The organism is Marivivens niveibacter (assembly GCF_002150005.2).
GTDB classification, from domain to species: domain Bacteria; phylum Pseudomonadota; class Alphaproteobacteria; order Rhodobacterales; family Rhodobacteraceae; genus Marivivens; species Marivivens niveibacter.
The window spans coordinates 618,910-645,612 of the sequence record NZ_MSPP01000001.1 but is presented as its reverse complement, the minus strand read 5'-3'; the positions used below and the strand labels follow the sequence as shown (position 1 = coordinate 645,612).

At 55.8% G+C, this 26,703-nt stretch carries 22 protein-coding genes; 16 read left to right on the top strand and 6 right to left on the bottom strand.

What is annotated here, in order from left to right; translation table 11 throughout:
• Positions 1-5 precede the first annotated feature (5 nt).
• The 11 genes from BVC71_RS03185 to BVC71_RS03135 all read left to right on the top strand — a co-directional run bounded on the left by BVC71_RS03185 (position 6) and on the right by BVC71_RS03135 (position 15,510).
• Positions 6-1,691, top strand: a complete 1,686-nt coding sequence (locus BVC71_RS03185) for an ABC transporter ATP-binding protein (RefSeq protein WP_086450165.1) — start codon at positions 6-8, stop codon at positions 1,689-1,691.
• 5 nt (positions 1,692-1,696) lie between these two features.
• Positions 1,697-2,122 carry a globin family protein gene (locus tag BVC71_RS03180; protein ID WP_086450164.1) on the top strand — a complete coding sequence of 142 codons (426 nt, stop codon included), beginning with the start codon at positions 1,697-1,699 and terminating at the stop codon, positions 2,120-2,122.
• Complete coding sequence (nirB, locus tag BVC71_RS03175) at positions 2,119-4,557, top strand: nitrite reductase large subunit NirB (protein ID WP_086450163.1); 2,439 nt, start codon at positions 2,119-2,121, stop codon at positions 4,555-4,557. Before BVC71_RS03180 ends, nirB begins: the two co-directional genes overlap by 4 nt.
• The gene (nirD, locus tag BVC71_RS03170) at positions 4,554-4,889 is read left to right on the top strand and encodes a nitrite reductase small subunit NirD (protein WP_086450162.1); all 336 of its coding nucleotides are present in this window, start codon (positions 4,554-4,556) and stop codon (positions 4,887-4,889) included. The genes nirB and nirD overlap by 4 nt, the downstream gene beginning before the upstream one ends.
• The gene (locus tag BVC71_RS03165) at positions 4,889-7,486 is read left to right on the top strand and encodes a nitrate reductase (protein ID WP_086450161.1); all 2,598 of its coding nucleotides are present in this window, start codon (positions 4,889-4,891) and stop codon (positions 7,484-7,486) included. The genes nirD and BVC71_RS03165 overlap by 1 nt, the downstream gene beginning before the upstream one ends.
• The gene (locus BVC71_RS03160; protein WP_086450160.1) at positions 7,483-8,442 is read left to right on the top strand and encodes a glycosyl transferase family protein; all 960 of its coding nucleotides are present in this window, start codon (positions 7,483-7,485) and stop codon (positions 8,440-8,442) included. The genes BVC71_RS03165 and BVC71_RS03160 overlap by 4 nt, the downstream gene beginning before the upstream one ends.
• A gap of 11 nt (positions 8,443-8,453) precedes the next feature.
• Positions 8,454-9,830, top strand: a complete 1,377-nt coding sequence (cysG, locus tag BVC71_RS03155) for a siroheme synthase CysG (protein WP_086450662.1) — start codon at positions 8,454-8,456, stop codon at positions 9,828-9,830.
• Positions 9,831-9,902: 72 nt separating this feature from the next.
• Positions 9,903-11,036 carry an AI-2E family transporter gene (locus BVC71_RS03150; protein WP_086450159.1) on the top strand — a complete coding sequence of 378 codons (1,134 nt, stop codon included), beginning with the start codon at positions 9,903-9,905 and terminating at the stop codon, positions 11,034-11,036.
• Positions 11,036-11,710 (top strand): P-loop NTPase family protein, encoded by a 675-nt coding sequence (locus BVC71_RS03145; RefSeq protein WP_086450158.1) that lies wholly within the window; start codon positions 11,036-11,038, stop codon positions 11,708-11,710. Before BVC71_RS03150 ends, BVC71_RS03145 begins: the two co-directional genes overlap by 1 nt.
• Before the next feature lie 40 nt (positions 11,711-11,750).
• Positions 11,751-13,916, top strand: a complete 2,166-nt coding sequence (locus BVC71_RS03140) for an RNA degradosome polyphosphate kinase (RefSeq protein ID WP_086450157.1) — start codon at positions 11,751-11,753, stop codon at positions 13,914-13,916.
• Positions 13,917-13,962: 46 nt separating this feature from the next.
• Positions 13,963-15,510, top strand: a complete 1,548-nt coding sequence (locus BVC71_RS03135; RefSeq protein ID WP_086450156.1) for a Ppx/GppA family phosphatase — start codon at positions 13,963-13,965, stop codon at positions 15,508-15,510.
• Here the strand turns inward: BVC71_RS03135 and BVC71_RS03130 are convergent.
• Both BVC71_RS03130 and BVC71_RS03125 read right to left on the bottom strand, forming a co-directional pair.
• Positions 15,507-16,520, bottom strand: a complete 1,014-nt coding sequence (locus BVC71_RS03130; RefSeq protein WP_086450155.1) for an endonuclease/exonuclease/phosphatase family protein — start codon at positions 16,518-16,520, stop codon at positions 15,507-15,509. The genes BVC71_RS03135 and BVC71_RS03130 overlap by 4 nt on opposite strands.
• A complete protein-coding gene (locus BVC71_RS03125; protein ID WP_086450154.1) occupies positions 16,521-17,201 on the bottom strand; it encodes a molecular chaperone DjiA in 681 nt (226 codons plus the stop codon).
• A gap of 110 nt (positions 17,202-17,311) precedes the next feature.
• On the opposite strand from BVC71_RS03125, the gene nhaA reads away from it, so the two are divergent.
• Complete coding sequence (gene nhaA / locus BVC71_RS03120) at positions 17,312-18,496, top strand: Na+/H+ antiporter NhaA (RefSeq protein WP_086450153.1); 1,185 nt, start codon at positions 17,312-17,314, stop codon at positions 18,494-18,496.
• 54 nt (positions 18,497-18,550) lie between these two features.
• Here the strand turns inward: nhaA and BVC71_RS03115 are convergent, their stop codons facing one another.
• Together BVC71_RS03115 and BVC71_RS03110 are read right to left on the bottom strand one after the other, a co-directional pair.
• Positions 18,551-18,931 carry a c-type cytochrome gene (locus tag BVC71_RS03115; protein WP_086450152.1) on the bottom strand — a complete coding sequence of 127 codons (381 nt, stop codon included), beginning with the start codon at positions 18,929-18,931 and terminating at the stop codon, positions 18,551-18,553.
• A gap of 84 nt (positions 18,932-19,015) precedes the next feature.
• Complete coding sequence (locus BVC71_RS03110) at positions 19,016-19,780, bottom strand: ABC transporter permease (RefSeq protein ID WP_086450151.1); 765 nt, start codon at positions 19,778-19,780, stop codon at positions 19,016-19,018.
• Between the two features lie 115 nt (positions 19,781-19,895).
• On the opposite strand from BVC71_RS03110, the gene BVC71_RS03105 reads away from it, so the two are divergent.
• On the top strand, positions 19,896-21,956 hold the full coding sequence (locus tag BVC71_RS03105; protein ID WP_086450150.1) for a 4Fe-4S binding protein: 2,061 nt from the start codon (positions 19,896-19,898) through the stop codon (positions 21,954-21,956).
• Complete coding sequence (locus tag BVC71_RS03100) at positions 21,953-22,819, top strand: FAD:protein FMN transferase (protein ID WP_165767713.1); 867 nt, start codon at positions 21,953-21,955, stop codon at positions 22,817-22,819. Before BVC71_RS03105 ends, BVC71_RS03100 begins: the two co-directional genes overlap by 4 nt.
• 3 nt (positions 22,820-22,822) lie before the next feature.
• On the opposite strand, the gene BVC71_RS03095 is transcribed toward BVC71_RS03100, so the two are convergent.
• Both BVC71_RS03095 and pedF read right to left on the bottom strand, forming a co-directional pair.
• On the bottom strand, positions 22,823-23,725 hold the full coding sequence (locus BVC71_RS03095; RefSeq protein ID WP_086450148.1) for a transporter substrate-binding domain-containing protein: 903 nt from the start codon (positions 23,723-23,725) through the stop codon (positions 22,823-22,825).
• A gap of 2 nt (positions 23,726-23,727) precedes the next feature.
• Positions 23,728-24,426 (bottom strand): cytochrome c-550 PedF, encoded by a 699-nt coding sequence (gene pedF / locus BVC71_RS03090; protein WP_086450147.1) that lies wholly within the window; start codon positions 24,424-24,426, stop codon positions 23,728-23,730.
• Positions 24,427-24,570: 144 nt separating this feature from the next.
• Here pedF and BVC71_RS03085 point away from each other — a divergent pair, with 144 nt between their 5' ends.
• Both BVC71_RS03085 and BVC71_RS03080 read left to right on the top strand, forming a co-directional pair.
• Positions 24,571-25,740: an ABC transporter substrate-binding protein gene (locus tag BVC71_RS03085; RefSeq protein ID WP_086450661.1), complete on the top strand. Its 1,170-nt coding sequence runs from the start codon at positions 24,571-24,573 to the stop codon at positions 25,738-25,740.
• Entirely contained in the window at positions 25,737-26,699 is a 963-nt protein-coding gene (locus tag BVC71_RS03080; protein WP_086450146.1) for a YVTN family beta-propeller repeat protein, read from the top strand. The genes BVC71_RS03085 and BVC71_RS03080 overlap by 4 nt, the downstream gene beginning before the upstream one ends.
• The last annotated feature ends 4 nt before the right edge of the window (positions 26,700-26,703 follow it).

The window sequence follows — 26,703 nt, the reverse complement described above, 5'->3', positions numbered from 1 at the left end:
CGCACATGGCTATTCTGAGTTTCAAAGACGTCAACAAAGGTTTCGGTGAGGGCACAGCCCGCACCGAGGTCCTGAAAAACATCAACGTCGACATCGAAGAAGGCGAATTCATCGCGATCCTCGGCTTCTCCGGCACTGGTAAATCGACCCTGATGAACCTGATCGCAGGTCTGGAAATGCCAGACACCGGTTCGGTCACATTCAAAGGCGCGCCAATCACCGGCCCTGGCCCAGAACGCGGCCTGATTTTCCAAAGCTATTCGTTGATGCCGTGGCTGACGGTTAAGGGAAACATCATGGTCGCCATCGACTCTGTTTTCCCAAAACTTTCCGCCAAGGAAAAAGACGAAAAAGCAGACCACTACATCAAAATGGTTGGCCTGTCGCACGCGGCTGGCCGTCGCCCTGCCGAACTGTCGGGCGGTATGCGCCAACGTGTGTCGGTTGCCCGCGCACTGGCAATGTCGCCTGAAATGCTGCTGCTGGACGAACCTCTGTCGGCGCTGGACGCATTGACCCGCGCAAATCTGGCAGACGAAATCCTGCACATCTGGGAACAGGACAAAAAGACCTGTATCCTGATCACAAACGACGTGGACGAAGCCATCCTACTGGCCGACCGCATCATCCCGCTGAACCCTGATGGCACCTTGGGCGACCCTGTCACCGTCACCATCCCGCGTCCGCGTGACCGTATGGCGATGAACACAGACGAAGGGTTCCATAAACTGCGCGCTCAGGTAACCAACTATCTGATGGACGTGGGCGTTCAGGCCAAGGTCGAAGAAACCCGCACCCTGCCAGAAGTCACCCCGATCCACGGCGTTCCTGCAGCGGTCAAAGCCGCCCAAGAAGGCCTGATCGAAGAACGTTTCCTAGACTTCAGCCAACTGCACAAAATCTACCCAACGCCTAAGGGTCCGCTGACCGTGGTCGAAGATTTTAACCTGAAGGTGAACCGTGGCGAATTCATCAGCCTGATCGGTCACTCTGGCTGCGGCAAATCCACCGTTTTGACGATGGCTGCGGGTCTGAACCCGATTTCCAAAGGCGCGATCAAACTGGACGGTCGCCACGTTGAAGGCGCCGACCCAGAACGCGCTGTGGTGTTCCAATCGCCGAACCTGTTCCCGTGGCTGTCCGCCAAAGAGAACGTTTCGATCGGTGTGGACAAAGTATACCCCAAAGCGTCGCAGGCTGAACGTCAGGATGTTGTGGAATACTATCTGGAACGTGTGGGTCTGGCAGATGCGATGGACCGCCCTGCTCACTCCATGTCTAACGGCATGAAGCAGCGCGTCGGTATCGCCCGTGCGTTCGCCCTGTCGCCGAAACTGCTGCTGCTGGATGAACCGTTCGGCATGTTGGACAGTTTGACCCGCTGGGAATTGCAAGAAGTGCTGATGGAAGTCTGGTCGCGCACCAAAGTGACCGCCATCTGCGTCACCCACGACGTGGACGAAGCGATCCTGCTGGCGGACCGCGTTGTGATGATGACCAACGGCCCTCAGGCGACCATTGGTAAAATCACCGAAGTAGACTTGCCGCGCCCACGCACCCGCAAGGCGCTGTTGGAACACCCAGATTACTACCACTACCGCCAAGAGGTTCTGGATTTCCTAGAGGAATACGAACACGGCGCAAAACCAAAACCAAAGTCGAAACCCACCAAAGCCATCGCAGCGGAGTAATTCAAATGGAAGATCGCCAGATAGACCTCGTTCAATCCAGCTTCGCCAAAGTCGTTCCGATTGCAGACACTGCAGCAGAACTGTTCTACGCACGCCTATTTGAAATCGCACCAGAGGTGCAGCCCATGTTCAAAGGCGACATGGCTGATCAAGGCAAAAAGCTGATGACGACTTTGGGCGTTGTCGTGAACAGCCTGCGCGATCTTCCCAAAATTGTTCCCGTTGCGCAGCAATTGGCCGTCAAACACGTCGATTACGGCGTGACGGCCGAACACTACGCACCAGTCGGCCAGGCCCTTTTGGACACATTGGAAAAAGGTCTGGGCGACGATTTCACACCCGAGACGAAAGACGCTTGGGTCACTGCATACACAACATTGTCAGGCGTCATGATCGACGCTGCCTACCCTACAGAGGAAGCTGCACAATGACACAGAAACTCGTCGTTATCGGGGCTGGGATGGCCTCGGGGCGGATGCTCGAAAAACTATTCGATGCTAACGCCGATTTCGAAGTCACACTGTTCAACGCAGAACCGCGCGGCAACTACAACCGTTTGATGTTGTCGCCCGTTCTATCTGGCGAAAAAACATACGAAGAAATCGTAACCCACGATGACGCATGGTACGCCGAACACAACGTCAACTGCCGCTTTGGCGAAAAGGTCGTGTCGATCGACCGCGAACGCAAAGTCGTAGTCGGTGAAAAAGGCGAAGTTGCTTATGACAAACTGGTCATCGGCACAGGTTCGAACCCATTCATCATCCCGCTGCCCGGACACGATCTCGAGGGCGTTATCCCATATCGTGATCTGGAAGACACCCAAGAGATGATGGATCTGGGCAACAAACCAGACGCCAAAGCCGTGGTTATCGGCGGCGGTCTGCTGGGCCTAGAGGCCGCAGCGGGCATGGCAGCCCGCGGTGTGGACGTAACTGTCATCCACATCATGGGTCACCTGATGGAACGTCAGCTGGACGAAGCGGCGGGTTACCTGCTGCGTAAATCGCTGACCGAAAAGGGTATCAAGGTCATGTGCCAAGCGAACTCGAAAGAGATCCTGGCAGATGAGAACGGACGGGCGCGCGCGCTGCTGTTGGATGATGGGACCGAAATCCCTTGCGACCTTCTTGTGATGGCGGTCGGCATCCGTCCGAACACCAAACTTGCGGCAGACGCTGGTCTGGCTGTTGGCAAAGGTGTCCACGTTGACGACCAGATGGTCACCAGCGACGAAAACATTCTGGCCTTGGGTGAATGCGTAGAACACAACGGCGCGATCTTTGGTCTGGTGGCCCCGCTGTATGATCAGGCAAACGTTCTGGCCAACACCTTAATGGGGATCGAAGATGCCTTTGTTAACAAAGAGGTATCTACCAAACTGAAAGTCACAGGTTGCGATCTGTTCAGCGCGGGCGACTTTGCCGAAGGCGAAGACCGCGAAGACATCGTATTCCGTGACCCTGCCCGCGGCGTTTACAAACGCCTGATCCTACAGGGCAACAAAGTCATCGGCGCTGTGATGTACGGCGATACCGCTGATGGGGCTTGGTTCTATAGCCACATCAAAGACGGCACCGACGTCACCGAAATGCGTGACACCTTAATCTTTGGACCGGCGTATCAGGGTGGCGGAGCCGCAGACCCTTTAGCAGCCGTTGCAGCCTTACCGGATGACGCGGAAATCTGTGGTTGCAACGGAGTATGCAAAGGTCAAATCGTTCAGGCCATTAACAATGGCGCAAGCACACTGGACGATATCCGCGCGACGACCAAAGCATCTGCTTCCTGCGGGACCTGTTCGGGTCTTGTAGAACAAGTTCTGGCATCGACCTTGGGCGACGATTTCGTCATCCCAGCCGCTGCCGCAATGTGCAAATGTACCGATCACACCCACGAAGACGTGCGCCGTTTGATCAAAGCCCAAGAACTGAAATCCATGCCTGCTGTGTTCCAAGAACTGGCATGGAAAACGGTTGATGGCTGCCACGTTTGCCGCCCTGCATTGAACTATTACCTGCTGGCCGATTGGCCGCTGGAATATCAGGACGACCCTCAGTCGCGTTTCATCAACGAACGTAAACACGCCAACATCCAAAAAGACGGCACCTTCTCGGTTGTGCCTCGGATGTTTGGCGGCATGACCACGCCTGACGAACTGCGTGCAATTGCGGATGTGGCGGAAAAATACGCGATCCCGACCCTGCACGTCACGGGCGGCCAGCGTATCGACCTTTTGGGTGCCAAAGGCGAAGATTTGCCCGCGATCTGGGCCGATCTGAACGCCGCTGGCATGGTATCGGGTCACGCCTATTCCAAAGGTCTGCGTACGGTGAAAACTTGCGTCGGCAAAGATCACTGCCGTTTCGGCACTCAGGACTCGACCGGTTTGGGTATCAAACTGGAAAAGGCCCTGTGGGGTTCGTGGACACCGCACAAGGTGAAACTGGCCGTGACCGGCTGCCCACGCAACTGCGCCGAAGCCACCTGTAAAGACATCGGCGTTGTCTGCGTCGACTCTGGCTACGAAGTAAGCATCGCAGGCGCCGCAGGCATGGACGTGAAAGAAACGGAATTCCTGCACAAAGCGACCTCGGAAGAGGAAGTTCTGGAATACGTTCAGGCGGTAATGCAGCTGTATCGCGAAAATGCGAAATATCTGGACCGCATCTACAAATGGGTCGCCAAGGTTGGTCTGGAATGGGTCACCGAACAGGTCACCGATGAGGCAAACCGCAAGGCGCTGAACGAACGTTTCGCGATTTCGCAGACTGTTTACCAAAAAGACCCATGGGCCGAACACGTCGAAAAAGAAAAGGCGCGTTATACCCCTATCGCCAACCTCGCACTGGAGGCAGCAGAATGAGCAACTGGATCGATATCGGCGCCCTAAACGACATCCCGCGCCAAGGCGCGCGGGTTGTGAAAACTCAGTCAGGCTGCGTTGCGGTATTCCGCACGCTGAACGACGACGTTTTCGCATTAGAGGATCGCTGCCCACATAAAAACGGCCCCCTGTCCGAAGGCATCGTTCACGGTAGCAAAGTCACCTGCCCCCTGCACAACTGGGTGTTCGACATGAACACGGGCGAGGCTCAGGGCAACGATGAAGGTTCCGTTCCCACCTATCCAGCCAAGGTCGAAAACGGCCGTATCCTGCTGGATATCGAACTGATCATGGCACGGAGCGCAGCATAATGACAAACGACCCTGTAAAAACGGTGCGGACCACGTGTGCCTATTGCGGGGTCGGTTGCGGCGTCATCGCGACGCCAGACGGCAATGGCGGTGTGACGGTCAAAGGAGACCCACACCACCCCGCCAACCTTGGCCGCCTGTGTTCCAAAGGATCGCAACTGGGCCAAACAGTTTCGACCGACGGGCGTTTGCTTGCCCCTCGGATCGGGGATCAGGACACTGATTGGGATACGGCCCTGTCGCTGGTCGCCGAACGTTTCAAATCCACCATCGAACAGCACGGCCCCGATAGCGTTGCGCTATATGTGTCCGGCCAATTGCTGACCGAAGACTACTATGTCGCCAACAAATTGATCAAAGGCTACATGGGCACCGCGAATATCGACACAAATTCGCGTTTGTGCATGGCCTCGACCGTTGCGGGGCATAAACGCGCCTTTGGCACCGATACCGTGCCGGGCAATTATACCGATCTGGAACAAGCCGATCTGATCGTTCTGGTAGGGTCCAATCTGGCGTGGTGTCACCCAGTTCTGTACCAACGCATTTCGGCCGCAAAGGACGCGAACCAGAACATGCGGATCATCAACGTCGACCCGCGCCGCACTGCGACCAGCGATCTGGCAGACTTGCATATGTCCATCGCGCCGGGATCAGACGTTGCCCTGTTTAACCGCCTTCTGGTTGAAATCGTCGACCGCGGTCTGGTTGACGCCGACTACGTTGCGCAGCACGTGAACGGATTTGACGATGCCGTCGCCGCAGCCCATGCCGATGTAACCGAAACGTTGGATATCTGCGACGCTGATCTGATGGCGTTTCTGGATATGTGGTGTTCGACAGAAAAGGTCGTCACGGTATTCAGCCAAGGCGTTAACCAATCCACCTCGGGTGCCGACAAGGTCAACTCGATCATCAACTGTCACCTTGCCACGGGCCGTATCGGTCGCACTGGCATGGGGCCGTTTTCCGTCACGGGTCAGCCAAATGCTATGGGCGGCCGCGAAGTTGGCGGCCTAGCTAACATGCTGGCCTGCCATTTGGACATCGAAAACGCTGAACACCGCAATGCTGTGCGCACGTTCTGGGACAGCCCAACGATGCCAACGCAAGCTGGTAAAAAGGCTGTCGATATGTTCGACGCCGTCGCTGATGGCACGATCAAAGCGATCTGGATCATGTGCACCAACCCTGTTGTGTCACTGCCAGAGGCGGACAAAGTTCGTCAGGCGCTACTGGATTGCGATTTTGTCGTTGTGTCCGAAATGTTCGCCACCACCGATACCGCGAAATGCGCCGATGTCCTGCTGCCCGCCACGGGCTGGGGCGAAAAAGACGGCACGGTCACCAATTCGGACCGCACCGTCAGCCGCCAACGTCCGTTCCTGCCCAAACCGGGAATGGCCCGCAACGACTGGGACATCATGGCAGATGTTGGTCGGCGTATGGGCTGGAAAGACGCATTCGACTATGCCACGCCCGAAGACGTGTTCCGCGAATACGCCGCCCTATCGGGGATCGCCACAAAATTTGAACGCGATTTCGACATCTCGGACTGGACCGACGATTACAACGCCATGTTCCCGCGCCGCTGGGGCACTGAACGTTTCTTTGAAAACGGTGGCTTCTATCACGCTGATAAAAAGGCAAAAATGCTGCCCTTGAAATCGCGCGCACCGAAATCGGCGATCACGACCGACCGTCCATTCCGCCTGAACACGGGCCGCGTGCGTGACCATTGGCATACAATGACCCGTACTGCGCGCAGCCCACGTTTGTCGCAACATTTGGCCGAACCATTCGTTGAAATCCACCCAGATACCGCCAGCCGTTTGGGCATCAAACCTGCGCATCTTGTAAAACTGACGTCGGATCATGGCACCGCGATTGTTCGCGCGCTGGTCACCGACCGCGTGCGCCGTCGCGAGGTATTCGTGCCGATCCACTGGACAGGCGAAACAGCCCCTACGGGCCGCGTTGATGCTTTGGTCACAGGATATGTTGACCCCGTATCGGGCCAACCAGAAAGCAAAGCATCGACTGTCGCTGTTGCGCCATTTGATCCTGAATTTTATGCCTTCGCGGTTTCGGCGCAGGAAATTACACCCGACAGCACCTATTGGGCAAAAGCGCGGGTTGAAAACGGTTGGCGTATGGAGCTGGCTGGCACAGCTCCGACAGATTGGGACGCATACGCCAAATCGCTGTTTGGGGACGGCGAAACCGTGTCCGTCATTGACCCTGCCCGCGGGATCGCTCGTGTGGCGGTGGTCAGTGGCGGACGTCTGATCGGCGCGCTTTTCGCGGGCCGCGAACCTGTCGCCGTATCGCGCGAACATTTGGCGGGTCTGCTGGGCGGCGATTATGCCGATGTATTGGCGGGCCGTCCGGGTGGCGATCGCCCTGATCCGGGGCCGATTGTGTGTTCTTGTTTCTCGGTCGGGGTGAATTCCATTCTGCACGCTATTGAAGCGGACGGGCTGATGACTGTAGACGCTATTGGCGCTGCACTTTCTGCGGGAACGAACTGTGGTTCGTGTAAACCTGAACTGGCGGCGCTGATTGCGAAATGCACCGTCAAAGAGGCCGCCGAATGAAAACCGCCCTTGCCCCCTATGTCCGCATTTTAGGACGTGGGGCCAACCTGTCCCGTTCCATGACGCTCGAGGAATCCCAAGAGGCGATGGAAATCGTCTTGCGCGGAGAAGCAGCCCCCGAAGCGGTAGGCGCCATGCTGATGCTCATGCGGATGAAGGGCGAAGAGGCACAGGAAATCGCGGGGTTCGTGCGCGCTGCACGCGTTGTGGCACCTGCCGTCGGCAATGTCGCGTTAGATTGGCCGTCATATGCGGCGGGCCGTACACGCGGTTTGCCGTGGTTCCTGTTGTCGGCGAAATTGGTTGCCTCGGCTGGGTATCCTGTTTTGATGCACGGCTGGAACAGCCACCAGAACCCCGTTGCATCCGTGCGCGGCGCGTTGGACGGCATTGGCATCCCGACGCTGGCATCGGCCACATTCGACAAATTGGACGGCAACATCGGCTATCTGCCGCTGGAAACCCTGTCGCCGATCATGTTCGACCTGCTGCGCCTGCGCGATGTGTTCAACCTGCGGTCCTGCGTGAACACTGTGCTGCGCGTTTTGAACCCAGCATCCGCCCCTGCGTCCGTTCAGGGCGTATTCCACCCGCCCTATCGCGAATTGCAGATGGATGCAGGCGTCATTCTGGGCCAGCAATCCATGACAGTCCTAAAAGGCGGCGGTGGCGAATTTGAACGCAACCCATCCAAAGGCGTCGCCCTATTCGGCCTGCGGGGCGGCAAAGCGTGGGAGGCAGACGCCCCCGTGATTAACGCCGACCACGTTCGCCTAGCCGAAGGGACAGAAAACACCAACCCTGCCGCGCTGCCTGCGCTGTGGACAGGGGAATTAACCGATGATTTCGCGCTGTCGGTCGTGCTGGGCACGGCGGATCTGGCGCTGCAAACGATTGGCGCGTCTGAAACGGCCGCTGATCTATGGGCGGCGCGCAATCGCCGCATAGCCAACTAGGAGCCATCCCAATGCAGTCCTTTCCAATGTTTATCAAAATGGCCGATCGCCGCGTTGTGATCGTTGGAGGGGACGAACAAGCCGCGCAAAAATCGCGTCTTATGCTGAAAACGGATGCCGCGATCACCATCGCTGCGCCCGAACTGGATGACGAACTACAGGCGCTGGTCGACAAAGGCCGCGCCGATCATCACACAGGCCCGATTACCGCTGATCTATTCCGCGATGTCGCGATGGTTCTGATCGGCACGGGCTGCCCTGCGGTGGACGCTTCGATCCATGCGATTGCGAAATCCGTGAACGCCTTGGTCAACGTTGTCGACCAACCAGCCCTTTGCGATGCGACAACGCCGTCGATCGTTGACCGCGACCCCGTCGTCATCGCCATCGGCACCGAAGGCAACGCGCCCGTCATGGGCCGTTCGATCAAAACCCAGATCGAAAAAATGCTGGACCCGCGTTTGGGGAATTACGTCGCGCTGGCGGGTCGCTTGCGCGATAGCGTCGCGCAAAAGGTCGCCCGTGAAAACCGCCGCGAATTCTGGCGTTGGGCGTTTAACGATGCGCCTTGGCAGGCATTCAAACGCGGCGCAGAACGCGAGGCAGCCGAGCTGCTGAAAACCGCCATTGAAACGGGTGCTAAACAGACCGAAGGTCAGATTTCTCTGGTTGGCGCAGGCCCCGGTGCGCGTGATCTACTGACCCTGCGAGCCGTTGAACGCCTGCAAGAGGCTGATGTGATATTCTATGACCGTCTGGTTGATCCTGACGTGCTGGAACTGGCCCGCCGCGACGCCGAACGCGTCTATGTTGGCAAAGTCGTGGGCGCTCATGCCATCCCGCAAAGCAACATCAACCAACTGATCGTAAACGAAGCTCGCAAAGGCCGCCGTGTTGTTCGCCTGAAATCGGGTGATCCGTCGATCTTTGGCCGCGCGACCGAAGAATTGGAATCCGCCCGCGAACTGGGCATCCCCACTGAAATCATCCCCGGTGTCACCGCCGCCAGCGCCGCTGCCGCCGCGATGGGCCGCAGCCTGACGGAACGCGGCGAAATCGACAGCGTTGTGTTCACAACTGGCCATAGCCGCCAAGGCGCGGACGCGCCATTGTGGCATCACCACGTTCACCCTGGCACCCGGATGATTTACTACATGGCGGTGTCTCAGGCGGCAGCGCTGCGTGACAAATTGCTGGAATCGGGTCTGCCTGCCGATGCAACAGGCCACATTTGCGCGAATGTGACCCATAAATCCGAACATATTTTCGACGTGGCATTGGGCACATTGGTCGAAGACCTGAAATCGCATGATGTCGGCGGCTGCGCGATCATCATGTTCACATGGCGCAAGGGCGAATTTTCAGCCGATCAAGCGAAAAAAGCCTGATTTACTTGCAGGCATAGGCTTTGCCCCCTAAGTCGTTGTGTATTGCGCGAATTAATTTCTAGGGACACTGCCATGGGTTTGCCGGTCAGGGATCAAGTCAAATATTGGGGCTTTGCTGCGGCTGCCTTTGCTTTCTTGATGTATTTCGTCGGCGACGTAATCCTGCCATTCGTGCTGGGCGGTGCGGTAGCCTATATGTTGGACCCTGTCGCTGACAGGTTCGAAGCCGCTGGCTTTTCCCGCGCAACATCCGTGGCAATCATTTCCTTTATCGGAACCCTGATTTTTGTTTTGGGCGTTCTGCTGATTATTCCGGTTTTGCTGCAACAAACTGCATCGCTGTTTGAATTCATCGGCACATCTGTCGATGGTGCACCATCCATGTTGCAGGATCTGGATGAATGGCTGTCACAGACATTCCCGATGCTGGCGCAATACGACATCACCCTATCGGGCCAATTACAAACTGTAGCAGAGGCTGTTCAATCCAAAGGCGGCGACCTGATGAACGGCATCCTGACCTCAGCGATGAGCCTCCTGAACGTCGTTGTTTTATTGGTTATCGTGCCGGTCGTTGCCGTGTACCTGCTGTATGATTGGGACCGCATGGTGGCCGAAATCGACCGCCTGCTACCGCGTGATCACGTGGGCACAATCCGCGACGTTGCCAAAGAAATTGACCAAACGCTTGCATCGTTCATTCGCGGTCAAGGCACCGTTTGCCTGATTTTGGGCGTCTTTTATGCCCTTGGCCTGATGTTGGTCGGTCTGCAATTCGGACTGGTCGCAGGCGCGATCGCGGGTCTGCTGACGTTTATTCCTTATGTTGGCGCTTTGGTTGGCGGCCTGCTGTCTATCGGTCTTGCGCTGTTTCAGTTCTGGAACGGGGTCGAGGTCACATCGGGCGACATTACAACAACCCACCCTGATTGGATCCGCATCGGTATCGTTGCCGCCATTTTTGGTATTGGCCAGTTCCTAGAAGGGAATTTCCTGACCCCGAAATTGGTCGGCAGTTCCGTTGGTCTGCACCCTGTTTGGCTGATCTTTGCGCTGTCTTTGTTCGGCACGTTGTTCGGATTTGTGGGCATGTTGGTTGCTGTGCCTGTCGCCGCAATGATCGGCGTCGTTGCACGTCATGCCGTGCGCAGCTACAAAGACGGACGCCTGTACAAAGGCTTTGCTGAAAAAGACGCCGACGAATAATGACCCCCAAACAGTTATCTTTTGACCTGCCTGCACAAGTGTCGTTGGGCCCTGACGATTATTTCGTGTCAGGTGCGAATGCACATGCCTATGCAATGGCGACACTGCCCGACGGCTGGGCCGAAGGTAAATTGGTTGTCGTTGGCCCCAAAGGCAGCGGGAAATCCCATCTGGCCCGCGTATTCCAGCATGTCACCGGCGCTGCGATTTTAACGGCCAGCGATTTGGCGGACATGGATGATCTGCCCGATACGGCCATTGTCGTCGAAGACATGGAAACCCTGCCCCGCACAGCAGAAGAGGACATGTTCCACCTGCACAACCATCTAAGGGCGCGGCGCAAACCACTGCTGATGACCGCGCAATCTGCGCCTGCCCGCTGGGACATCGCCCTGCCCGATTTGGCCAGCCGCATGCAAGCTGCCCCCGCAGTCGACATCGGCAACCCTGATGACCGGCTATTGTCGGCGGTACTGATGAAACTCTTTGCCGACAGGCAGTTGTTCCCCAAACCCAATGTGATCGCCTACCTGCTAAAGAACATGGAGCGGTCTTATACATCCGCCGCCGACGTGGTCGCGCTGCTGGATAAAGAGGCATTGGCCAAAGGTTCCAAGGTTACCGTTAGCCTCGCGCGGGCTATTCTGGACATTTCTGGCGAACACGACGCATAATCGTCACCAATCCGTTGCAATCCCGCAGCATAAGCACCCCATGAACACCGCTGATTTTCTAAACGCCCCGTTTCCCGCCCCCGTAGACCCAGATTTCGATCTGGACAGCCCCGCGCGTTTTTATAACCGCGAACTCAGCTGGCTATCGTTCAACTGGCGCGTGCTAGAGGAATCCGAAAATCCGCGTGTCCCGCTATTGGAACGGCTGCGGTTTTTGTCGATTTCGGCGACGAATTTGGATGAATTCTATACCGTCCGTGTCGCGGGCCTGCGCGAATTGGCCCATGCGGGGAATACGACGCCCGCCTTGGATGGTCTGTCACCATCGGAACAATTGACCCTGATCGACGAAGACGCCCGCCAGTTGATGTTTAAACAGCAGGCTGTTTTCAACGACCTAAAGGCACTGTTAAAAACCGAACAGATCAGCATCCTGACCCGTCACGAACTGGCCGATGGCGATACAGGATATTTGGAAAACGTATTCCTGAATAACGTGTTTCCGGTTTTGTCCCCATTGGCCGTGGACCCAGCACACCCGTTCCCGTTTATTCCAAACACGGGCTTTGCGCTGGCGTTGGAATTAGAACGCACATCGGACAAACGCGTTATGCGGGCCCTGCTGCCTGTGCCTGCACAGATTGACCGTTTCATTGGCCTACCCGGTGATGAAAAACGGTTCCTTCCGCTAGAAGAATTGCTGTTGATGCAAATTCACCAGCTGTTCCCCGGTTATCGCCTGACAGGTAGCTGTGCGTTCCGCGTGCTGCGTGACAGCGATCTAGAGGTCGAAGACGAAGCCGAAGATCTGGTTCGCGAATTCGAAGTCGCCCTGAAACGTCGCCGCCGCGGCGAAGTTGTGCGGATGAAAATGACGTCAGGCGCGCCCAAAGGTTTGCGCAAGATGATCATGGACGAACTGCACGTCAATGAATCCGAAGTGATCGAGGTTGATGGCCTGATCGGCATGGCGGACCTAAACGAACTGGTTCTAGACAGCCGCCCTGATCTGCTGTGGCCCAACTACACGCCGCGCGTGCCCGAACGCGTTCAAGACTATGACGGCGATATGTTTGCCGCCATCAAACAAAAGGACATGCTGCTGCACCACCCCTATGAAACCTTTGACATGGTGGTGCGGTTTCTAAATCAGGCGGCGACCGATCCGAATGTCGTGGCGATCAAACAGACGCTGTACCGCACGTCGAAAAAATCCCCGATCGTCGAAGCCTTGTGCGAAGCCGCCGAAGACGGCAAATCGGTCACCGCGCTGGTCGAACTAAAAGCCCGCTTTGACGAAGCCGCGAACATCCGCCAATCGCGCCGTTTGGAACGCGCAGGCGCGCATGTGGTATACGGGTTCACGCAGTACAAAACCCACGCCAAAATCAGCACTGTGGTCCGCCGCGAAGGCGACCAATTGGTCACCTATACCCACTATGGCACGGGAAACTACCACCCAATCACGGCTAAGATTTACACCGACCTGTCATTCTTTACCTGCGACGCTGCATTGGGCCGGGATGCTACCAAAGTGTTCAACTATCTGTCGGGCTATGTCGAACCTGTGGGACTGGAAAATTTGGCGATTTCGCCAAAATCCCTAAAACCCCGCCTGATCGAAATGATCGACGCTGAAATCGAACATGCCCGCGCGGGGCGCCCTGCAACCATCTGGGCAAAAATGAACAGCCTGATCGAAGAGGACGTGATGAACGCCCTATACCGCGCCAGCCAAGAGGGCGTGAAAATCAGCCTTGTTGTGCGCGGTATCTGCGGCATTCGCCCAGGGATCAAAGGCCTGTCCGAAAACATCCGCGTCAAATCCATTGTGGGTCGTTTTCTGGAACACAGCCGCATTGTATGTTTCGGCAATGGCGGCGGCCTGCCCGGTAAAAAGGCGCGCGTTTTCTTTAGCTCTGCCGACTGGATGAGCCGCAACCTGAACCGCCGTGTCGAAACGCTGGTCGAGGCGATGAACCCAACGGTTAAGGCGCAGATCGTCGATCAGATCATGGCCGCCAACATGGCCGACATCGCCCAAAGCTGGACAATGCAGCCGAATGGCAAATTCATTCGTGCCAAAATTCCCGAAGACGGATTCGCGTTTAATTGCCATAAATTCTTTATGGAAACGCCGTCTTTGTCGGGTCGCGGATCGGCTGGCGCGTCTGACGTGGTAAAACTTACCCACGCCGACGATTGACACCAGTGGCCGGTCGGGTCAAACCTCTGACAAGACCGGAGATCAAATGACCGATACGACCACAGATGACGTGACCGATTGGGGGCCCTTTGGCCGTCCGCTGTTCGACAAAGATCTGGCCAAGGCATTGGCGCGGGTCGCAGTTTTGGACGTTGGGTCCAACTCTGTCCGTATGGTCGTATTTGATGGCGCCGCACGCAGCCCAGCTTATTTCTTTAACGAAAAGGTAATGGCAGGTTTGGGCGCTGGCCTATCTGAAACGGGCCGCCTGAACCCCAAAGGCCGCGAACGCGCCCTGTCTGCTATCAAACGCTTTGCGGCGCTTGCCGAAAGCATGGGCGCCCTACCACTGACCGCAGTGGCCACTGCCGCCGCGCGCGAGGCCGAAGATGGCCCCGAATTCCAAGAAGAAGTCCTGCGCGAAACGGGCGTAAAACTGCACGTCATCGACGGCGCTGAAGAGGCCCGCCTATCCGCCCAAGGCGTGTTGCTAGGCTGGCCCGGATCATATGGTCTGGTCTGCGACATCGGCGGGTCGTCGATGGAATTGGCTGTGATCGCAGAAGGCAAGGTAGGCAATCGCCTGACATCGCCGCTGGGCCCGCTGAAATTGCGAGACATCAAGGGTAAGAAACAGCTCAAAGAGCACATCAAATCCATCGTCAAAGGCCTGCATGACCAGATGGGCAATGAAACGGGTAAACGTCTGTTTCTGGTGGGTGGATCATGGCGCGCTATTGCCCGCGTAGATATGGAACGCCGCGGCTATCCGATGACCGTTCTGCACGAATACCGCATGACCAGCCGCGCCATTTCGACCACCGCAGACTATATCGGTGCGGCGAATCTGGATGATCTGCGCGGACGTTGCAGCATTTCATCGGACCGTATGGCATTGGTCCCAATCGCGGTTCAGGTTCTGCGCGAAGTCGTCAAAACCTTTAAACCCAAAGACATCACAGTATCATCCTACGGCATACGCGAAGGCCTGCTGTATCAGCAAATGCCACAGGAACTGCGCGATCGCGACCCGCTGATCGAAGCCTGTCGCTATGCCGAAGCCAAAGATTCCCGTCTGCCCGGATTTGGCAAGGTGATGTATGATTTCGTCACCCCCCTATTCCCGAATGTCAGTTGGCAGAAAAAACGCCTGATCAAAGCGGCCGCGCTGCTACACGATGTTAGCTGGCGCGCGCACCCTGATTACCGCGACGAAGTTGCCTTTGAAAACGTCACCCGCGCGAACCTTGGCGGCCTGAAACATTCCGAACGCGTTTTCGTCGGTCTGTCGTTGTTTCACCGCTATAAAAACAAACGCGAAGGGTCGCGCTTTGAACCATTGTTCGGGTTATTGACAGAACAAGAAATCAAAGAGGCCGAAATCTTGGGTAAAGCCATGCGGCTTGGTGCAATGCTTTGGCTCAAAGACGACGAATTGCCGGGTGAATTGGTCTGGAAACCCAAAAAACGCGAATTGGAATTGCGCCTGACGGAACATGCGCACGCCTTATGGGGCGAAGTGCCCGCATCGCGGTTTAATTCCTTGGCAAATTCTTTGTCGGCGATCGATAAAAACATCGAATTCGTAGACTAAAGATCAATATCCAACGTCACCGGAAAATGATCCGAGGCCGCCAACAAAGCCTCGCGCAGTGGAACGTCTGCATAACACCTGGGGTTATCGAAGGGGTGCCAAATCGTCCAACGGGGCGATTTGTCCATCAACGTCGGTGACACCATAACGTAGTCCAACAGCGCATTTAGATAGGGCTGATCTTTTCCTACGCTAAATCGGGCTGTGGTCGGCGCCGCGCCTACCCGTTGCGACAGGGCCATGCGCGCATGGGGATCATACAGGCACTGTTTGTTCCCTTCGCCCATGACCACCTCTACCCCAGACCGGCCAAAGAGTTTTTCATACTCATCCAAACCGGGGCCATCATTGAAATCACCCAATACGATCAGATGATCCCCCTGCTCTACGTGATGATCTACGCGCCGGCGCAACCAAACACATTGCGCCAGCTGCTTGCGCCTATTTTCGATAGAAATGCGCATGGCCTCATCTGCATTGCGGGCCCCATGCGGCGCTTTGGATTTGGCGTGAACACCGATCAACCGCACCGTTACTTGCGATGCCGTATCCAGCCGCGCCTCGAACGGAGGTTTCGACCAGTGCACGGGTTCCGGCGCGGCATCCGTATCCAGATCGTACATGAACCGCCCGTCGAAACGGGGCGCATAGGGGTCAGAGGTGTCCCCGATGGGATCGTGCTGAACGGTCATCAATGTTGGGTCGAACAACAATGAAATTTCTTGCTGGGTGTCATTGGAGAACCCAATCACCGCTTCGGTTGTCCGCAAACCATAAAAGGCGGCAAAGTTTTTCAGGGCAGTTACACCCGACCTGCGGCGATTATCATCTGGCGCTTCGATCACCATAATCGCATCGGCATCCATAGCTGCAAAAACAGCGCCCAAAGCGTCCGCCTGATCGCCGCGTGTCACATTGTACCGCCCAGACCATTCACTGTCGCGCAACAGCGTTCCTTGGTTGTTGAACAGGTTGTTGAACCATTCGACGTTATAGGTCGCGATCCGCATTTACCGCGCCTGCCCGACGATGGTTTCCCAAGCATTGTTCACGGCGATCAATCGCGCCTCAGCCAGTTTAACCGCCTCTTCTGGCACACCTCGGGCGATCATCTGATCTGGATGCGTTGCACGTACGGCATTACGCCAAGCTTTGCGAATGTCGTCCATCGGCGTGTCTGGTGTCACCCCTAATACATCATAGGGATCCCGTTCGGCATCAGGGACAAACCGCGCGCGTATCGCTTTGAACTTTGCCTCATCAAACCCGAAAATTTCGGCAACATTTTGTAAATACGCGTCCTCGCCATCATGATAAACGCCGTCCGCCATAGCGATGTGGAACAGACCTTCCATTAGGTCGCACAGCGGGTCCATGTCATCGCGAAACATTGCGGCGACGCGTTTGGCGTATTCTTCGTATCCGGCAACATCCTGGCGGGCCAGATTGAACAAACGCCCTGCCTGCGCTTCGTCTTTGGGTGCAATGGTGAAAATTTCACGAAAGGCCGCAACTTCATCGCGCGTCACTTGGCCGTCCGCTTTGGCCATTTTTGCGCCCAGCGCGATCACCGCAATGGTAAAACCGACCGATTTTTCGGGCGGCGTGCGTAACCGGTCAAACACCGTCGACAGGCTTTCCCCGCTTCGCAAAGCTGCCAAAGCATCCGCAATTCGTGACCAAATCGACATATGCGACAAAATTCCTTTCGTTTTACTCGGGTTTTGGACCGTATCGCGTTGATGCAGGCGAAAAAGCCACTAAGTCCTAGCTAGCATGCACTAAATTTATGGGGAATGATATGTCACTTGCGCGGGCTTTGGACCGTTTTTTTAGCCACGATGCCGCTGGTGGTATCGTATTGATGGTTTCGGCGGTTTTGGCAATGATCATTGCCAACTCTGGCTTGACCGATGCTTATCATGGTTTCTTGAACACCTATTTCACCGTCCAATTCGGTGGTGAAGGCCTGCAAAAGCCGCTGATCTTGTGGATCAACGACGGTTTGATGGCTGTGTTCTTTTTCCTGATCGGTCTCGAATTGAAACGCGAGATGCTAGAGGGAAAACTCAAGAACCCTCGCGACGTGTTTTTGCCAGGTATGGCAGCCGTTGGCGGCATGGTCGTTCCAGCACTGATTTTCGTGGCCTTTAACTGGGGCAACACAGAAACAATCCACGGCTGGGCCATTCCGGCGGCAACCGACATCGCATTTGCGATTGGTGTTTTGGCTCTGGTCGGGTCCAAAGCGCCATCAGGCATCAAAATCTTCCTTTTGACGCTTGCTATTCTGGATGACATGGGTGCCATCGTCATCATTGCGCTGTTCTACACCGCTGATCTGAAAATCGACTATCTGTGGCTATCGCTTATCCCGCTGACGGGTCTGTGGCTGCGCAACTACTATGGTCTGCACCGCATCGCGCCGTCGATTTTGCTAGGCGTTATCCTGTGGTTCTTTGTCCTGAAGTCTGGCGTTCACGCAACGCTGGCTGGTGTGATCACCGCATTCTTTATCCCGCTCAAAGATAAATACGGCAAATCCCCACTACATTCGATTGAACACGGTCTATCCCCATATGTGTTTTTCCTGATCGTACCGATCTTTGCTTTCTCGAACGCAGGTGTGGTTCTGGCTGGTATCACTTGGGATCAGGTGTTTGCTCCGCTTCCGATCGGTATCGCACTGGGTCTGTACTTGGGCAAAAAGATTGGTGTTTTCGGAACGACATGGCTGTTGGTTAAATCGGGACTGGCGCAGCTGCCGTATGGTGTAACTTGGCGGCATATCTACGGCGTCAGCTGTCTGGCTGGCATCGGCTTTACCATGTCGCTGTTCATCGGTGGCCTTAGCTTTGGCGAAGGTACGCTAATGAACGAAGTCCGCATCGGTGTTCTGGGCGGTTCGATCATTTCGGCAATCACTGGCTATCTGGTGCTGCAAAGCGCCCCCGCCAAAGAAGAGCCGAAAGCGAAAGAAGCATAAAACCACAAAGGCCCGCCAAATTGGCGGGCCTTTTCATTTTAGAACCTGTTCAGCTTATTCGCTGAATGTCGCCAGATACGCGATCACATCCGCGATTTCCTGTTCCTTGCGCAAACCGGCAAAGGACATACGAGTCCCCGGCATCGCGCTGCGCGGATTTGCCAGAAATGCGGTCAGTGTTTCGAGATCCCAAACGCCGCCTTCGGCAGCCATATCAGCCAAAGCATCCGAATACCCGAAATCAGGATGAGCGCCCATCGGGGCTCCTACGATGTTGTTCAGCGTCGGACCGGTGCGATTTGCAGCGCCTTCACCGACTTGGTGACAGGACTGGCATTTACGGAATACGCGTTCGCCCATTTCGGCATCACCTTCGGCGAGTGCAAAAGACGAAACAGTTGCCAATGCGCCAGCCAATACGAATGTACGGATCATAGATAGCTCCCCTTGGTTTATCTCCCGCTGGGGACACTATCGTAGCGATATGGTGCGCTCTATCCGACCATAGTCTCTTAGTCTCTATGGGCTGCGCCACCGCGTCGCGCGGCGTTCGATGGACGAAATAACCGTGTATTCGATCAATAACATGACCGCGACGAAACTGACGGAATAGGCCAGAACATGACCAATTTCGAACAGCTGGAAATACAGGTGGATTTTGAATCCGACCCCGCTACTGCGGCCCAGAAATTCAACGACCAGCACGATTTTCCAAATGATTGCGATCCCGTTGCGCATAGACGATGCGATATAGGGCCATAACTGAGGCAAGGTCACATGAACAAACCGCCGCACTGGGGGCATTTGAAACACATGTGCCATTTCCCACAACCTGCGATCTAACGCGCGTGTGCCTTCGCGGATTGTGACAGCAACCATAGCGGTTTTATTCAACGCAACTGCCGTGATCGCCGCGGTTTCATTCAGTCCGATCCATAGATAGCACAGCACAATCACCACCAAGGCAGGGATGTTCAAAAACACAACCAACCACGCCCCGAACCAACGGTCTGCCTGTTTACTGGCGCCCATGACAATCCCAATCACAGTGCCCAGCACCATTGCCAAACCAAAGGCTGCCGCTACACGCACCAACGTGGCCCAAAGGTGTTTTTGCAACGCCCCTTTGGTCCATTCATCCCCAATGATTTGCGCAACGGCCAAAGGTGACGGCAATACCATGGGATCAGCCTTTGCGATGGATAACAGCGCCCAAAACACGATGAACCCCGCAATAGACAGCAGGACAATGGGAACGGATTTGGGGTCAGACGGTTGTGCCATAGCAAATTGGTCGCATATTTGTCCGCGCGATCCAAAACGTTTCGCACCGCCCAAGACCTAAGTCGCATAGGGACATTCACGATCGATCCATAGTGTTTCAACCATGTACGGACGAATGAAACTTATTTGGATTTTATGCGCGGCGTTGATCAGCATTGCGACGCTGTTGCAGGCTGACGCTTTGCCGAAATCAGCCTTGGAACCTTATGTGACGCCGCCAATGTCTATCGGCGACCAATTGACCGAAGATGGCGTATGGGAGCTATTGAATTCGGGCGGCGCGGTCGCGGGATATGTTTTCGAAACCCAAAACATGGCCCCCCTACCTGGTTTTTCAGGCGCGCCAATCAATATGCTGGTTGTGTTAGATTTGGACGGGCGTTTCTTGGATGTGCGTCTGCTTTCACATAACGAACCTATTTTTGTATCTGGCCTAGGCGAAGCGCCGTTTCATGCATTTTTCGAACAATATCGGGGTCTTTCGATTTCGGACAGTTTGGTGGTGGGAACGCCCTATGGGGGGGCCTCCGACGGGTCGGCATTGATTTATTTAGACGGCGTGACCAAAGCCACGGCCTCCATCCGTATCGCACACGAAAGCCTATTGGCGGCCACGCTCAAAGTCGCCCGAGAAAAGATGCAGGGCGTATCGGCAGGACCGCCCGCCTACCCCGATCCATCCATCGATGAAACGCTGACTTGGGATGATCTGGACGGCATCGCGCATCGGTTGCAGGTCACAAACGCCGAGGTAAATCAGGCATTTGAAGGCACGAAATGGCAAAACGACGATCCTGTTGCGACCGCAAACCCAGACGATTTGTATCTGGATTTATGGGTCATCGACATTGGCCCACCGTCCGTCGCCCGCGCCGTTTTGGATGATAACGCATTAGACGAATTGCAGGCGTTCATGGCCATTGCTGATATGGACGAACCGATCCTTGTCATCGACGCTGGTCGCCATGGGTTGATCACCGATGATTTCATTCGCAACACCGCGCCGGACCTGATCAGCGCAGAACAATCTGGATTTCCGATCGCTTTGCGGGATGCCGATATTTTGGTCGGACTGTCGGATGACGCGCCTGCCGCGTTGCAAGATGCACCCGCGTTGATCCTGCGCACGGATCGACGACTGGGGTTTGATCCCACAACTGAATGGACAATACAGATCAAAGCGTTACGCGAACACGGCGTATTCCAACCCGAAATCGGTTCGACCACGTTTGAAACAACTGTGCAGTCGCCCGAACGGTTTTACATCAAACCCACCGCACCGAAACAACGCGCCCCATGGGAACAGGCGATTCTTGATCGCAGCGCTGATTTGGTCGTGCTTGGCCTGTTTTTGGCGGCACTCGTCACTGGGCTGGGTTTGAACCTGAACCGCTTGGCCGGGGCCAAATATTTCACGGCGATACGGCTAACCATCCTTGCCTTTGTCATGGGATTTATCGGCTGGTGGGGCCAAGGACAGTTATCTATTGCAACACCTTTGGCTATCATTCGAACGGCCACATCGGGCGGCAGTTTTGCTTTCTTGCTGTACGATCCGTTTTCCCTGTTGATCTGGGCAATCGCGATTTTTGGATTTGCGCTGTGGGGTCGTGGGCTGTTTTGCGGCTGGCTGTGCCCCTTTGGTGCGATGCAGGAATTTGCACATCATCTGGGCCGCATTCTGTGGTTACCAACGTGGAACCCTAGCAGCAAATGGGACGACCGCCTGAAATGGATCAAATACGGCGTTCTAGCGTTGCTTGTCGTGATGGCTGTGTCAGCCCCCGCGCATCTGGACACCGCGATCGAAGTTGAACCCTTTAAAACCGCCGTCACAACGTTTTTCATCCGCGAATGGTACTACGTCGTCTATGCTGCCGGATTGTTGATCCTATCCATGGTCACGTTCAAAGGATTCTGCCGATATGTCTGCCCTTTAGGCGCTGTTATGGCGATCGGCGGCCTGATCCGAGGACGCGAGTGGATTGCCCGACGCGCTGAATGCGGATCGCCCTGCCAATTATGCCGCGTCAAATGCAACTATGATGCAATCCGCAAAGATGGATCGATCCAATATTCTGAATGTTTTCAATGCCTCGACTGCGTGACGATCCATGACGATCCAACGAAATGTGTTCCTTTGATCCTTCAGGCGAAAAAACAGGCCCGTCCATGATACTATCCCGCCGCCGTTTCATCACCATTGCCGCTGCATCTATGCTGCCCCGAACGGCGCAAGCACATGAATGGACGGGCTATGCCTTTGGCGCTGACACGTCGATCAGGCTGGATGCCCCAGATGAAACCGCCGACGCAGCATTGCGCGCCGCCATTGCCGAAATCCGCAAGTTAGAGGCGCAATTTAACCTGTTCGACAGCACATCCGCTATTCGCGAACTCAATCGCAGCAAAGCCCTGAACGCGCCCGATAAAATGTTTGTTGACCTCATGGACCACGCTGATCGCGCTTATCGTGACACGGGCGGATTGTTCGATCCAACGATTGGCGCAATGTGGCGCGATATGGCGTCGGGTGGCCCCGTTAGTCTACAATCAATGGGCTGGGATCAGGTTCGTTTCAACCCTTCCCGAATTTCCATCGGTGACACGCAATCCATCACGCTCAACGGCATCGCCCAAGGCTACGCTACAGACAGGATTACAGACCTATTGAAGAAGTTTGGGCTACAAGACGTGCTGGTCAATATCGGCGAATACCGTGCGCTTGGCGGGCCGTTTCAGCTCGGGCTTAGTGACCCGCGCCACGGGGTGATTGGCCGCCGGCAGCTCTCAGGTGCGGCCATCGCAACGTCGTCGCCGGCGGCCCTATTTGTGGGGGCGCAGACGCATATCATGCATCCAGCCCGCACGGCAAAGTGGTCAACCATTTCGGTCGAAGCTGACGCAGCAACCATTGCCGATGCATTTTCGACAGCGCTGTGTTTGGCAAATTTGGATGAAATTAACGCGGCTGCGCAGCACCCTGCGATCCGCCGTATAGTGATCGTGGACAAACACGGCGATCTGTCCACGATCTGATTATTAGCGCTCTGGCGGCTGGAACGTCAGGCCATAGCTTTCGAAAATACCGTGAATGCGTCCGTCAGATAGGCCGGCATAAATCGCATCATCAACGGCATAGGCCAACGGGCGATAGCGGAAATTCACGGCAACTCCCAACGTCCATTCGCCAACCGCAAACCCAGGCAAAGGCGGTTGATGCACACCCGACGCATCCGTCAGGCTATATTCGATCTGACCCAAAGGCCCCATAACGGCCATCGCATCCCCACGCTCCATTGCGCCCATTGCCTGACGCATATCGACATAGCGTTGGATATTCCCGCCCAATTGTCCGCCAGGAAAAGCGGACAGATAGAAATCCGCAATCGTGTCGTTTTGAACGGCAACTGTATCGAAACGGAAATAGGCAGGGACCGGTTTTTCGTCTGGATAGCTGTCTTTGTCAAAACCGATGGCGATCGATTCACTGGCATATTGCCCTGTAAATACAACCTGTTCGACGCGACACTTAAACGACGAATTATAAGGCACGCGCATCATGACATTGGATACGCGCCCACCTACGATGGGGCCTTTCCAGATGTTGTTTCGCAGGTCTGCCTCTAGGTTTTCGCCAGCTTGGACAAAGTTGAAATGGGCCTCGACACCCAATTCTTCGGCAATCAAACGTGCAATGTCTACATCAACACCTTTGGCCTGACCGCCCTCTTCCCAACTGTAGGGCGGGTAATCTTCGTACACGGCAAACAACATGCTGCCCTGTTCGATAATCGTATCCAGTTCTTGGCCCACGATATCGCGGCCAACATTCTGGGGGCGTTCTTGCGGCACATAGTCGGCACAAGGGTCGGCCGCATAGGCCTGCCCAGCAAAGAGCAGGCCCAGAACGCCCAGGGTGAATTTCCCTAGACGCCCTTTCATGTTTAGTGCGCCGCCGACAGACCGATGGTCAGAGTCTCGGCCGCTTTGGTGTAACCTTCGGCAGAACCGTCGATTTGAACCACAGCGCGCGATGCGATGCTGTCAGCAACCGGCGCGCCCGACATCGTTGGAACCGCAGCAGCGATTTCCGATAGGCGTGCTTTGATCGCTTCGGCGTCTGCGCCATCCGCGTTTTCGCCATAACCTGCCATCTGGTCGCGCAGCGCTTTCAGTTCGTCTGCGTATTCCTCCATCGCGTAAGAATCTGGACGGGTTTCAATGTAGGTACGGATCGCCCAAGCCGCGTCTTGGCCCAGCAAGTCACCAAAACCAGGCATTTTGGTGATGCCGTTCTGCGTGTAACCGAAACGGAAACGTTCAACGTACCATTCGTCGCCGTATTCTTCGGCTTCTAGGAACCGCAGGTCCGGTGCCAGACCGCCCGAAACAACCTCGAGCCCGTGACAGCGTGCGCAGTTCTGGTTGTAACCGGACGAACCGATTTGAATGGCGCGCAGCCATGTTTCTTCGCCGACTTTGTCCGCGCGATACGGGTTTTCGATCAGCCATTCGTCGCCCGTTTCAGGCAAACCAGTGGTATCAACGGCCTGAGGCGCAACGTCACCATGCGCATTGGCAAAACCTGCCAGCATGGAAAACGCGGCGGCTGCAATCAAGCGGCTACGCATTTGAGTGGTCATCGGGTGTCTCCTCCAGATGTGGTTTTCCAATGCCTACATCAACGCGGTTTCCGGACGGTATTCGACTTTGGTTGGGGTACCGCAACAACTGATACCAATGTCCAATACGGATCAGGGGAAACGATCATCTAGCGTGGAGGCATGATGAAAGGGAGGACACATATTAGCGCCGCTATCTTTGCTGCGCTGTGGGGCACATCGGTTTTGGCCGATGTCGATGTAACTATCGGATATCTATCCGTCATCACGCCGCCGCCGCCGACTCTGTCTCGACTGGACGAAATACCTGAAAACCTCGGGTCTGCTGGTGCCATCACCGGCATTGAAGACAACCAAACAACAGGCCGTTTTCTCAACCACAACTACAGCCTTAATCAAACTGCAGTCGACATCGACGGCGATTATTTGGCGGCGGCGGCGGATCTATTGGCTGCGTCCCCTTACCTTGTGATCGACGCACCTATGGATGCTTTGATCGCAATTGCTGACCTACCATCAGCCCAAGGTGCCATGCTCTTCAACGCGTCGGCCCAAGATCAATCGCTGCGCAGCACCGACTGCCGCGCAAACCTACTGCACACAATTCCATCAAATGCGATGGAAACAGATGCCTTGGCACAACTTTTTGTCAGCCGCCGTTGGGATGACATTGTGATGATTGCGGGCACCTACCCCGCTGACACTGCCTATGCCGAGGCGATGCGCAATTCGGTTCGGAAATTTGGCATGCGGATGGGCGATGAAAAAACATGGGCCTTTGACGCCGACATGCGCCGCGCCGCATCAGCCGAGGTGCCCCTATTTACCCAAGATTTCGGTGACTATGACGTCATGGTTGTCGCGGATGAAGTGCACGATTTTGGTCGCTATATTCTATATAACACATGGGAGCCGCGCCCAGTCGCGGGATCCGAAGGGCTAACAGCCACCGCTTGGGCACCTGTGATCGAACAATGGGGCGCGGCCCAACTACAAAGCCGTTTCACCGAAGCCCATGACCGCGCTATGGCCCCTGTGGACTACGCCGCGTGGGCCGCCGTCCGCACAGTGGGCGAGGCTGTCACCCGCACGAATTCGGGCGATTTCGACACCTTGCGCGCCTACATCCTGTCGGATGATTTCGAACTGGCAGGGTTCAAGGGCCGCCCCCTAACTTACCGCGCTTGGAACGGTCAATTGCGCCAACCCATCGCCATCGCCCACCCACGCGCCTTGGTCGCGACCGCGCCACTGGATGGGTTTCTGCACCATATCAACGAACTTGATTCACTGGGCCTGGACCGCCCCGAAAGCCAATGCGAGGCCTTTGAATGATACTACGTTCCGCACTTTTCCTGTCGCTACTGTCGTCGGCTGCGTGGTCCGATGAAATCTGGGTCACCAACGAAAAAGACGACACCGTTTCGGTGATCGACGTTGACACATTAGAGGTCATCCAAACCTACCCAACCGGCGAACGCCCCCGCGGGATCACGTTCAGCCACGATTTCAGCCGCCTTTATATTTGCGCGTCTGACAGCAACTCGGTTCAGGTGATGGACCCGAACACGGGCGAAATCCTGCACGATCTGCCGTCGGGCGAAGATCCCGAACAATTCGTGCTGCACCCTGATGACGTACATCTATACATCGCGAACGAAGACGATGCGATCACCACCGTGGTTGACGTCGAAACCCGCCGCGTGGTCGCCCAAATCGACGTGGGCGTCGAACCCGAAGGCATGGCCGTATCGCCCGATGGCAAAATCGCCATCACCACATCCGAAACCACAAACATGGCTCATTGGATCGATACCGAAACCCAAGAGCTGTTCGCAAACACTCTGGTCGATAGCCGCCCGCGCCACGCCGAATTCACCCGTGACGGCAAACAGATGTGGGTCAGTTCCGAAATTGGCGGCACGGTGACCGTGTTCGACGTCGAAACCCAGACAGAGATTGGCAAGATGGAGTTCGAAATCGCAGGCATCCACCCCGACCGTGTTCAGCCCGTGGGATTTGAATTTTCCGAAGGCGACGAAACCGTCTTTGTCGCATTGGGGCCAGCCAACCATATCGCCGCCGTAAACGCCGAAACGTTTGAGGTCGAGGATTACATCCTTGTCGGTCGCCGCGTTTGGCACATGGCGTTCAATGGCGACAAATCACAGCTGTTCACCACGAACGGCGTGTCGGGCGATGTCACCGTGATCGACGTCGCCAGCCGCGAAGCCATCAAAACGATCAAAGTCGGCCGTTTCCCGTGGGGCGCGGCGTACAGACCAACGAACTAAGAGG